This is a genomic window from Collinsella sp. TM06-3 (assembly GCF_003436395.1).
Classification (GTDB): Bacteria; Actinomycetota; Coriobacteriia; order Coriobacteriales; family Coriobacteriaceae; genus Collinsella.
In genome coordinates, this window is the sequence record NZ_QSPG01000034.1 from 1 (window position 1) to 11,033 (window position 11,033).

Genomic DNA, 11,033 nt, shown 5'->3' on the forward strand with positions numbered 1-11,033 from the left:
TTTGCTCAATGTGTTCGGCTGAGATCGGAAATCAACCCGCGGCTATTTTGACAACTTTTCGAGCAGGCGATCCTCTCGATGATTTTTTAATCCCCGTCCCAGAAAAATCATCGGCGAGCGCACTACTTTGCGCTGGTGAGGACGCCGGTGGTGTCGAACGCCGGGGTGAAGCTCTCGTCTACCGCTCCACCTTCTTGCCAAAACATCGTCGTAAAGCCCAGGTCGTCGGCATGGTCGAGCACCTGCTCGTACTCCTCGCGCGTCACGGCGCGCGCCAGGTCGCCGCCTTGTTCGCGCATGAGGGCATTGGGCGTGTACTGGTTCATGACCGAGATCGGCACGTCGCCCATCGTCTGCCACACCAGGTCCAACACGCGGCACGAATCGTCCGCATGCCCCGGCAGCACCAGATGACGCACGATTATGCCGCGCTTCATGAGCCCGTCCCCGTCTACCAGCTCTCCCCCGCGGCGCTCAATTTCGCGCGCCATCTGGGCCAGACCCGACACAGCCACGCGCGGGTAGTCCTTAATATGAGAAAGCGACTGCGCAAGCCCCGCGTCGGCATACTTAAAGTCGGTAAGCCACACGTCGACCAGATCGCCGAGCGCTGCCACGGCACTCGCCCGCTCATAGCCGCTCGTGTTGTAGACGATCGGGATGTCCAGCCCGCGCTCCCGAGCTGCGGCAATCGCGGCAGGCAACAGGTGCGCATAGTGCGTCGCCGTCACCAGGTTGATGTTATTGGCGCCCTGGTCCTGCAGCTCCAGCATAATCTCGACCAAACGCTCGGGCGAAATCTCAAGACCGAAATTGCCCGTCGAGATCTCGTGGTTTTGGCAGTAGATACATTTGAGCGAACAGCCGCTAAAGAAAATCGTACCCGAGCCGGCCTCGCCCGAGATAGGCGGCTCCTCCCACATATGAAGCGCTGCGCGGGCCACCTTAAGCGTGTTGTCGGCGCCGCACACGCCACGCGTGCCCTCGTCGCGCGCCGCACCGCAACGGCGCGGACACAAATGGCAGGCGGGCGAAAAAAGTTCGGTCAACGACGTCGGCATAAAAACATGCTCCAAAACAATGATTCAGCAGCTCAAACGTAAAGGGACCAACCGCACAGACGGCTCGAGCCCAAGGCGCCGTAATCGTCCGACACGATTTTTATAATGTCAAGACTGGAATCGACAAAGTGCCGCTTTATGATGTAGGTATTCCGCCCCCCGCGGAGCAACTGGGTGAACCGTCGCGTTTATTTAGGGAGCCCACACAGTCGTACCTAGTACAGGTATCCTTCGTTGTTAAGGACGCTGGAACAGTCGATGAGGGCACCCACCTGTTTTAGGTGGGTTCATTTTCGTAACGTGGGGGGTGGTTTTCATTTGCCGAAAACCACCATTACAGCCCATATGGATCCCCGCCGGTATCCCGACAAGCCATCGACAACATCCCAATATCTGGTAAGCGCGTGATTATCGCTGCATGCAATTCCATGCACCCCCCGTGGTCGAGTATCATGGTTCGGCTATGCCCTTTGCGCATGGCGTTCTTCTGACCTTTTCCTTCGACGCTTGGCGGTTTTTAGATTCATGGCTTCATCCCCGAGCTACATTCCGTACCTATGCGTGGCAGCGGCGGCCTTTATCACGACCTTCCTCATGGTGCCCCTGGTCAAGCGCTTGGCAATTAAGCTCGACGCCGTCGACTATCCTTCCAAGCGCCGCATCAACACCAAGCCCATCCCGCGTTTGGGCGGAACGGCGGTGTTTTTGGGCCTGGTCGTTGCCTGTATTGTGCAAATCCTAGGCACCTGGCACCTAGGCTGGCCGCCCGTCCTAGTGCCGCACCCGCGCCTCCACATTAGCTATCCCATGCTGGCACTCTCCTTTACCGTCATCTTTGCGACCGGCGCTATCGACGACGTCATCCAGCTCAAGCCCAAGCAAAAGCTGGCCGGTCAGGTCCTCGCCGCGCTCATCGCCTGTATCGGCGGCCTGCGGATCGGCGTCATCGTCAACCCGTTTGCCCCCGGCGAGATCATGCTCGGATGGCTCGCCTACCCCATCACCGTGATCTATCTGGTGGCATTCACCAACATCATTAACCTCATCGACGGCCTCGACGGCTTGGCCACGGGCATCTGCGGCATTGCGTCGTTCACCATGTTTTCGATGGCCGTTCTCTCGGGCCGCATCGACGCCGCCGCGCTCTCCATTGCGCTCTTTGGCGCCTGTCTGGCCTTTTTGCGCTACAACTTCAACCCCGCAAGCATCTTCTTGGGCGACTCGGGGTCGCTGCTTCTGGGCTTTGCACTGGGCTCCATCTCGCTACTCAACGTGAGCCGCACCGCCGCGCTCACCTCGCTTATCATCCCGCTCATCGTTGCCGGCGTGCCCATCATCGACACGTTTAGCGCCATCGTGCGCCGCAAGCGCGCCCACATTAGCATCGGGCAGGCCGACAAGGGCCACATCCACCACCGCCTGATCCAAGAGGGCTACAACCAAAAGCAGGCTGTGCTGCTCATCTATGCCTGGTGCATTATGCTTTCGGCCGGCGCCGCCGCGATCAACCAGGTCGAGGTGCCCATGCGCGTGCTCATCTTTACCGTGCTCGCCATTGGCTCGGCGGCCTTTGCCAAGCATCTACATCTGTTTGAGCCCGTGCTGCGCCACCATTACAACAAGCGCACGCACGAGGATGAGCTCGTCACCCCCGACGACCCCGCCTTTAAGCAGGAGGAGCAGGCAGCCGAGGAACGTAAGGAAGAGCGCCACCACAAGCTCTAGGGTAAGCTGCCGAGAATGTGCCAAGGCGCCGCCGGCCAAACGCGCAGCCACGCCGCGCCCATCGCACATGCCGCCGCTCTCCCGCCCCTCGCGTACTTACGCCCCGACCCTCCAATAAACGCGTTATCATCTTGACCCATGAACATACGTTAGGAGCAATCATGCCAAACGAGAACAGCTACGAAGTCGCGCTGCAAAAGAGCAACGCCATTCGCGAGGGCCTGGCCAAAACGCCCGAGAAGTTCACCATGCTCACCGGCGACCGCCCCACCGGCCGTCTGCACCTGGGTCACTACTTCGGCACCCTCAAGGGCCGTGTTGAGCTGCAGAACATGGGCGCCAAGACCAACGTGCTCATCGCCGACTACCAAGTCATCACTGACCGCGATACGACCGAGCACATCCAGGACAACGTGTACAACATGGTCATGGACTACCTTGCCTGCGGCATCGACCCCGACAAGACCATGATCTACGCGCACTCCGCCGTACCCGCCGCAAACCAGCTCATGCTGCCGTTCCTGTCGCTGGTCTCCGAGGCCGAGCTGGCGCGCAACCCCACGGTCAAGGCCGAGATGGAGGCCTCGGGCCACGAGCTCACCGGCCTTCTGCTCACCTACCCGGTGCACCAGGCCTGCGACATCCTGTTCTGCAAGGGCAATGTGGTGCCCGTCGGTCGCGACCAGCTGCCGCACATCGAGCTCACCCGCACCATCGCCCGCCGCTTTAACAACCGTTACGGCAAGGTGTTCCCCGAGGTCGACGCGCTGCTGTCCGAGACCCCGCTGCTGCCCGGCCTGGACGGGCGCAAGATGAGCAAGAGCTACGGCAACGCCATTAACATCTCGATGACCGCCGAGGAGACGGCCAAGCGCATCAAGAAGAGCCAGACCGACTCCGAGCGCATGATCACGTTCGATCCCGAGAACCGCCCCGGCGTGTCCGGCCTGCTTTCAACCGCCGCCATCTGCACTGGCCGTTCCGAGGTCGAGATTGCCGAAGAGATTGGCATGGGCGGCTCCGGCCAGCTCAAGAAGTACGTGACCGAGGCCGTCAACGAGTACTTCGCGCCGATCCGCGAGCGTCGTCAGCGCTACGAAAACGACCTGGACTATGTGAAGGACGTGCTGCACGAGGGCAACCGTCGCGCCAACGAGATTGCCGAGCAGACCCTGGCCGAGGTTCAGGACGCCATGGGCATGGTGTACTAGATCGATCTGCTGGCTAGAACTTTCGATTGCTATAGGGCGGGCGCTAGTGCGTCCGCCTTTTTTGGTGCCCGACCGGTTCGGCTCTGCCCATTGCACTCCCCCGACAAACAGGAACAGGCCCGCTGGCAGTTAGTTGCCAGCGGGCCTGTTCCCGAAGTACACCGTTGAATCGCACAGAGGGGAGGAATGCGAATCAAACTCAACAGGGCAGGCTTTTTCATCGCCTATTGCCTGCTCCGTTGCTGAATACAATATAGTTCACCGTGGTTTACTTTGTAGCGTCAATATGTTCCCCCATAGCTTCTCCATAAGTTAGCTCAGGTAAACTAGAACCACCACAAAGGGGACAGGCACCTTTGTGGTGGTTTTAACCACGGCAGAGCCGCTAGAGCCCTGCAGGCCAGCGACAGGCGGCCAAGTCGACGTGCATGTCGTCCTTAAACGCCACACCCTCCCCTAGCAAAAGCTCACGTTGAGCATCGGGACCGCCAAAAGCAAAACCATCGCATATGCGGCCATCGGCAAACACCACGCGGTGACAGGGAATCTCGCCGGGGCGCGGATTGCCATGCAGGGCATACCCCACGTACCGCGCACTTCGTGGACGTCCAGCAAGCAGCGCCACCTGACCATACGTGGCGACCATCCCCTCGGGAATCTGCTCGACCACCTCGTACACCCGCTCAAAAAAGCCCTCAGACGCCATTGCTCGCTCCCTTCCACCCGGAATAGCATAAACCACCACAAAGGTGCCCGTCCCCTTTGTGGTGGTTTTGGCAGGTGGGCTAGTTAACGGGCTGGAAGAAGGCTACGGCTACGGCGCCGGGGCCTACATGGGTGCCGATGGTGGCGCCGATGGTGTGAACGGGCAGTTCGCCCTCGGTGTGGCCAGCCCACAGTGCCGCGCTGTCCTCGATATACTTCTTGAGCACCGCATCCGAAAGGCCCGTATAGCCGAGCGCCAGCGGCATGGAAAAGTCGATGCCGCCCGCCTTTTCGACCTTCTGGTTGAGCAGGTTACGTCCGTTCTTGGAACCGCGCGCCTTGCCCAGCTGCACGATCAGACCGTCCTCGGCAGCCACCACGGGCTTTACGTTGAGCAGCGTACCCACGGCACCGGCCGCAGCAGACAGGCGACCGCCGCGCACCAGGTACTCCAACGTCTCGAGCAGGCCGATGACGACCACGCGGTCGCGCACGGCCTCGACAGCCGCCGCAACCTGAGCCGCGCCCTGGCCCTCGTCCACCAGGCGCAGCGCATACTCGACCAGCACGCGCTCGCCCAAGGTCACGTTATTGCTGTCCACGACGAACATGTCGCCGCCCGGCGCCTCGGCAAGTGCCGTACGAGCACTCTGGTTGGTGCCCGAGAGCTTGGCTCCCACGGTAATAATCACGGCCTCATCGCCGGCCTCACGCGCTTCGGCAATCGCCTGCGAAAAGGCGTACGGGTTGACCTGACCGGTCTTGGGCAGCTCATCGCGCTCCACAAGCATCTCGTAAAAGCGCTGGTGATCGATGTCGACGCCATCCATATACACATCGGTGCCAAAGGTGACGGACAGCGGCAGAACACGCAGAGCGGGGTGCTCCGCCGGCGACATATCGCTTGCGGAATCGGTAATAATGCGGACGGACATAACGAATCCTTTCTTGCGCAGGTCTCGCGCAGGGAATTATGACAGCAATGTCCCGGCACGGCGTACGCGCTCAAACGGGACGATGCAGTTCTTGGCTGAAAGCTAGCGCCAGCGCGGCTCTAGATCTCGCGCAGGGTGTTGAGGATCGTGCGCAGCGATGCATACATCTGCTCGCGCTGCTCCACGCCCATGGCCTTGCCGGTGGTATCGAGCACCTCGCGAATGATGCGATCGGCCTCGCTCATGCTCTCGCCGCCCAGGGCAGTCAGGCGCACCGGAGCACGATACTTGACGGCCGCATCACCCGAGTCGTCAACCTCGACGTAGCCGCCCTCCTCCAGATGTGCCAGTGTGCGCGAAACGGCGGCACGGGTAACGCCGGCCATGCGGGCGAGGTCGGCGCCAGTCAGGCCGTCCTTGCTGCGCTCAAGATAGTACAGGCACATAACGTCGGAGCCCTTGAGGCCCAGCCTTGCGCCTTCGGACGTCTTGATACGCTGAATCTCCTTGTAGAGGCCGCTGATCAGTCCGACAAAGTCCTCAAAACGTGTCTCGTCGTTCTGCTGCATGGTGACGACCGCCTTTCGCTTACATGATGCTAACGGGTAAACATCTTAGCCGCACAAGGCAACACCCGTACCCAAATATCCCATTTGTTAACCCATCAACATAAAAACCACCACAAAGGGGACAGGCACCTTTGTGGTGGTTTGGGGCATCGAGTTTGATCCGCAGACTTCGCTACAGCCCCACGCAAGGATTGTCGCGGGTCACAAGCGTTTTAACGACAACCGTCGCTCCCAGATAGCGCTCGAGCAGCTCGGCTAAGCGATCGATCGCGGCCTGGCAATCCCCCATCCGCTCGGGCTCCACGCACTCAATCGCCAGGAAAGCATCGGCCGAATCATCGGACAACGCCGTTCGAACGCCATCGCGCCAGTTCCAGCAGCGGCATACGGCGCCCGCATCATCGATGTAGGCGAGCTCGCCGGGCAGCGTCGGGTCATCTGTCTCCTCGCCAAGCGGCAGAAATGAATCGCCACCGTCGGTCACCTTCAGGCAAAGGTCTCCCTCAATCGCGTGCAAATCCTCGCCGCCTACGGGCAGCGCGTAGGACAGCGACACCGTGTTGTAGATGTCCACCGCGGGCGTAATGTGGCCCACCGGCTTTCCTTTGAGCACGCGCTTGAGCAGGTTCTCAATTGAGCAACGCGCGCCCTTCTTGGTCTTGAATAGGCGATATGCCTCGCGCCATGCCTTAACCGGCGCATTCTCGCTGATGGTATCACTCGTCAGGTGACGCTCCGCATCGATATTGGCGCGGTCGAGCAACGCGGCAATCGCATCAACGTCCTCTTGAGGAATCTGAGCCGCGGGCTTCATGCCCTTTACGACCACAACACCGACAGCCGCCTGCGGAAATAGCTCCCAAAACGAATCCTCGGCAACGAAACTCTTCATGTGCTCTCCCTTCATAGCATGCGCCCGAGCCCGGGTGCCTAAACAAAAAGCGCCCTTACGACGGCCACCTTCAAAGTCCTACGGTGCCGCCACAAGAGCGCTTACGCTGCCCCCATCCGGAGAAGGGGGCGATATGTCAGGCGTATTGTAACCCGAGTCATTCGCCCAAGCAAAACCGCCACAAAGGTGCCTGTCCCCTTTGTGGCGGATATGGACTCGCGGCGACGCTAGTGTCGGAGTCCCAGCAGGCCGCGGCCGCGATGACGGGCGTCGGCGTGCACCTGAGCGTGCGGACCGGCGGCCTTCACGGACTCGGGCAGGTGCGAGTACTTCTTCTCGAAGTTCTCCTCGAACATCACGGCCAAGTTGTGCGCCGCCTCGTCGTAGCGCGCGGTGCTCTGCCAGTACTGGCGCGGCACCAGGATGCCGTCGGGCACGCCGTGGCACGTGGTGGGAATGTCAACGTTAAAGATATCGTCATGCACGAATTCGCTGTCCTCGATGGTACCGTCGAGGGCGCGGGCCACCAGGGCGCGCGTGTAGGCAAGCTCGATGCGATGGCCCACGCCGTAGCCGCCGCCAATCCAGCCGGTGTTGACCAGGTACACACGCGTGCGGCCGTCGGCGATGCGCTCACCGAGCATCTTGGCATAGACCATGGGGTCGAGCGGCATAAACGGCTCGCCAAACAGCGAAGAGAACGTGGGCGTGGGCTCGGTGACGCCGACCTCGGTGCCGGGGATCTTGGCCGTAAAGCCCGTCACAAAGTGATACATGGCGGCGTCGGCCGTCAGGCGCGAGATGGGCGGCAGCACGCCAAAGGCGTCGCAGGTCAAAAACAGCACGACGCTCGGAGTGGTGCCCATGCCCTTGGTCCACGCGTTGGGAATGTGCTCCACAGGGTAGGCCACGCGCGTGTTGTGCGTGACCGAGACGTCATCGTAGTTGGGCTTGCGGCTCTCGTCGAGCACCACGTTTTCGCAGATCGCGCCAAAGCGGACGGCGTTGAAGATCTCAGGCTCGTGGAACGCGTCCAGGCCCTCGCATTTGGCGTAGCAGCCACCCTCGATGTTGAAGATGCCCATGTCGGACCAACCGTGCTCGTCGTCGCCGATCAGCAGCCGCGTGGGGTTGGCCGAAAGCGTGGTCTTGCCGGTGCCCGACAGGCCAAAGAACACCGCGGTCTCGTGCGTGACGGGATCCATACTGGCCGAGCAATGCATGGGCAGCACGTCGTCCTCGACGGGCAGCAGGTAATTCATGACGCTGAAGATGGACTTTTTGATCTCGCCGGAGTAGCCGGTACCCGCGACCAAAATCACGCGCTCCTGGAAGTTGATGACCACGGCGGCGCTGGAGTTGAGGCCCTTGATGGCGGGATCGCACTGGTAGCCCGGCGCGGCGAGCACACAGAAGTCCGGCTCGCCGGTGCGCGCGATTTCGCGGGCAAGCGGGCGGGCGAGCATCTGCTTAATGAAGAGTGCCTGGCTGGCGCGCTCGCAGGCGACGAGCAGTCGGCGCGTGTGGTTGCGGTCGGCGCCGGCCATGCCGCGGGTGACGAACACGTCGCGCTCGTTGAGGTAGTCGACGATGCCGGCCTTGATGGTCTCGTAGCTCTCGATCGAAAGCGGTCGGTTGACGGCGCCCCAGGCGATCTTGTCGTGCACGTCGGGCGTGTCAACGATAAAGCGGTCATTGGGGGAACGACCAGTGCGCTCCCCCGTCTCGATCACCAGCGCGCCGTTGGATGCCATGCGGCCTTCTTCGCGGCGGATAGCGTGCTCGATGAGCTCCGCGGCGGGTAGATCGACCAGCAGACGGGGCTGATTCTCGGCGGGATCTTCGACCAGCGTAATACCAAAGTTGGACAAAACATCTGCAGGGGTAACACCAGGCATGGGGCCTCCTTTAAAAACGCGACACGAGGACACGGCGCGCACTTTACTCACGTAAAGCCCGTTGTACCCGATATGCAAAAACGTTTTTGCGGCAAGGGCGGCAAGCCCGCCCAACGGTCAAAAATCGCAGGCAAGCGGCCTAGTCATTGGGGACGTTTTTAAACGACTAATCGTTGGGGACACTCTTGAACAGGCAACAACCAAGGAGCGTCCCCGGATGCCGGCACTCGGGGACGTTCCTAAAGTGCCGGCACATAAGGAACGTCCCCGAGTGCCGGCTACTGAATGGCGCCGCCGAAATTATCGAACAACCTGTTCAAAAACACGAACGAACACCGTCGCGTCTATACTAGAGCGCAGCAATAGAAAGGACTCCGCTTTGAGCATCACGCCCATCGATAGCATTCGCCGCGCCATCGCCCGCCGCAATGGCGTCGCCGACCCCACCGTATCGGACGGGGCGCACGGGCAGGGCGGACGCATCGAGAACGGCCTGTTCCCCGCATCGCACACCGCCGAGGAGCTCGCACGAATCCAAGAGCTAAGCCAGCGTAACGCCGGCGGTCCCGACAGCAGCCAGGCCACACGCCGTCGCCGCGAGCGCGATCGCCAGCCCGGCCCCATCCACCGCATGGTCAATGCCTGGTGGAACCGCCTGCTCGGAGCCGTCTACGGCGGCGGCTTCTCCACGCAAGAAGCCGAGTACGAAGATCACGCCACCCGTCGCGACTACCTTTGGAATACCCTGGGCACCGCCGTATGGGGCATGGCGTTTCCGCTGCTCACCATCGTGTCCACACAGCTCGTGGGCGCCGAGGAGGCTGGCAAATTCTCCATCGCCTTTGTCACCGGCACGCTCATCATGATCGCGTGCAACTACGGCGTGCGCAATTTCCAGGTCTCGGACATCGACGAAAAGACGTCCTTTGCCTCTTACCAGCTCAACCGCTGGATCTGCGGAGCGCTCGCGCTGGCATGCGGCCTGGTATACAGCAGCGCCCGCGGCTACGATGCGCAGATGGCCACAATCGGCCTGGGCGTCTACCTGTATAAGGTGATCGACGGCATTGCCGACGTGTACGAGGGCCGCCTGCAGCAGGCCGACAAACTCTACCTGGCCGGCATGAGCCAAACGCTACGATCCGTCGGCGTCATCGCGGTCTTTAGCGTGGTACTGTTCCTCACGCGCAGCATGCCCATCGCCGCCATGGCCATGGGTGTTACCGCGATCGCCTCGCTCGTTCTGGTCACCGCGCCGCTCGCCCTGCTCGAAACCGAAAAATCGCGCCGCGTGAGCCTGCGCGAGGTCGGTCACCTGTTTATCCAGTGCGCCCCGCTTTTTGGCGCGCTGTTCCTGTTCAACCTTATCGAGAGCATGCCCAAGTTCGTGATGGAAGGCACGCTGGCCTACAAGTATCAGCTGTACTTTAATGCCCTGTTCTTTCCGGCGCAGGCTATTTTGTTGAGCATTGGATTTATCTATAAACCGCAGCTTCTGCGTTTGTCGAGCATTTGGGCTAATCCTCGCAAGCGTCGTCGCTTTGACCTGATTATTGTTGCCGTTATGGCACTGATCGTGGTCATCACCAGCGTGTGCGCCGCATTTATGGCAGGTCCCGGTATTCCCCTCATGAGCTTCATGTACGGCCTCAATTTTGAGCGCTACCGCACGCTGGCACTGCTGATGGTTGTCGCCGGCGGCGTCACCGCGGCCATCGACTTTCTCTACGCCATCATCACGGTGCTGCGCCATGCCGGCGACGTCACCAAAATCTACCTGATCTGCTTCGCCGTAAGCGTAGTGCTGCCGGTGATCCTGATCAACCTGCTGGGTCTGATGGGCGCCGTGGTGAGCTACCTAGCCATCATGGCCCTACTCCTGGTGCTGCTGATTATCGAATACGCCCACATCCGCCAACGCATCGAGCGCGACCGCAACCCGTACGGCGTCTAATTCGAATCAATTTGAAGAAAAGAAACGTCGATGTTTTGGCACCGACAGACACTATGACCCAATCCAGGGGCACGGAAACGACA

9 protein-coding genes are annotated in these 11,033 nt (G+C 60.9%); 3 read left to right on the plus strand and 6 right to left on the minus strand.

Features of this window, described 5'->3' with window-relative positions; genetic code table 11:
* Positions 1–122: 122 nt before the first annotated feature.
* Positions 123–1,061 carry a radical SAM protein gene (locus DXD56_RS09500; RefSeq protein ID WP_117641031.1) on the minus strand — a complete coding sequence of 313 codons (939 nt, stop codon included), beginning with the start codon at positions 1,059–1,061 and terminating at the stop codon, positions 123–125.
* 525 nt (positions 1,062–1,586) lie between these two features.
* Between DXD56_RS09500 and DXD56_RS09505 the strand changes: the two genes are divergently transcribed.
* On the plus strand, positions 1,587–2,786 hold the full coding sequence (locus DXD56_RS09505) for an MraY family glycosyltransferase (RefSeq protein WP_117641032.1): 1,200 nt from the start codon (positions 1,587–1,589) through the stop codon (positions 2,784–2,786).
* Between the two features lie 161 nt (positions 2,787–2,947).
* The gene (trpS, locus tag DXD56_RS09510; protein WP_089572045.1) at positions 2,948–3,997 is read left to right on the plus strand and encodes a tryptophan--tRNA ligase; all 1,050 of its coding nucleotides are present in this window, start codon (positions 2,948–2,950) and stop codon (positions 3,995–3,997) included.
* A 385-nt stretch (positions 3,998–4,382) separates the two neighbouring features.
* Here trpS and DXD56_RS09515 read toward each other — a convergent pair whose 3' ends face one another.
* The 5 genes from DXD56_RS09515 to pckA form a co-directional block, all read right to left on the minus strand.
* A complete protein-coding gene (locus DXD56_RS09515; RefSeq protein ID WP_089572047.1) occupies positions 4,383–4,703 on the minus strand; it encodes an MGMT family protein in 321 nt (106 codons plus the stop codon).
* Between the two features lie 79 nt (positions 4,704–4,782).
* Complete coding sequence (locus tag DXD56_RS09520) at positions 4,783–5,637, minus strand: DegV family protein (protein ID WP_117641033.1); 855 nt, start codon at positions 5,635–5,637, stop codon at positions 4,783–4,785.
* 119 nt (positions 5,638–5,756) lie between these two features.
* Complete coding sequence (locus DXD56_RS09525; RefSeq protein ID WP_022093866.1) at positions 5,757–6,206, minus strand: MarR family winged helix-turn-helix transcriptional regulator; 450 nt, start codon at positions 6,204–6,206, stop codon at positions 5,757–5,759.
* Positions 6,207–6,378: 172 nt separating this feature from the next.
* Complete coding sequence (locus DXD56_RS09530) at positions 6,379–7,098, minus strand: B3/4 domain-containing protein (RefSeq protein ID WP_117641034.1); 720 nt, start codon at positions 7,096–7,098, stop codon at positions 6,379–6,381.
* A 227-nt stretch (positions 7,099–7,325) separates the two neighbouring features.
* Positions 7,326–8,996, minus strand: coding sequence for a phosphoenolpyruvate carboxykinase (ATP) (pckA, locus tag DXD56_RS09535; RefSeq protein ID WP_187365016.1), 1,671 nt, complete (start codon positions 8,994–8,996; stop codon positions 7,326–7,328).
* 379 nt (positions 8,997–9,375) lie between these two features.
* Between pckA and DXD56_RS09540 the strand changes: the two genes are divergently transcribed.
* Positions 9,376–10,950 carry a lipopolysaccharide biosynthesis protein gene (locus DXD56_RS09540; RefSeq protein WP_233524980.1) on the plus strand — a complete coding sequence of 525 codons (1,575 nt, stop codon included), beginning with the start codon at positions 9,376–9,378 and terminating at the stop codon, positions 10,948–10,950.
* Positions 10,951–11,033 lie beyond the last annotated feature (83 nt).